At 40.4% G+C, this 255-nt stretch carries 1 pseudogene; it reads left to right on the top strand.

Going from position 1 to position 255, the window contains the following annotated elements:
* Positions 1-255, top strand: a pseudogene (locus tag CWC11_RS20720) (bifunctional NADH-specific enoyl-ACP reductase/trans-2-enoyl-CoA reductase); the annotation flags it as partial.

The following is a 255-nucleotide window of genomic DNA, read 5'->3' as shown; positions in this document are numbered from 1 at the left end:
ACAAATAAATGGTCTGTTCCGCGAGAGTCTTTATGGTGACACGCCACGTTTTGATGAGGGTGGCCACTTATTCCAAAACTATAAAGAGCTGGAAGAAGACGTGCAATCACGTATTCAAGTCATTTGGGATTCGGTTAATTCTGAAACCATTGATGAGCTTACGGATTATGTTGGTTACCACAATGAGTTCTTACGTTTATTTGGTTTTGGCATCGAATCGATAGATTATGATCAAGAAGTTGACTCTGCTGTGGT

Origin of the sequence: Pseudoalteromonas sp. S3178 (genome assembly GCF_005886985.1) — a bacterium.
Lineage (GTDB): Bacteria > Pseudomonadota > Gammaproteobacteria > Enterobacterales > Alteromonadaceae > Pseudoalteromonas > Pseudoalteromonas carrageenovora.
This window is presented reverse-complemented; position numbering and strand designations above follow the sequence as displayed.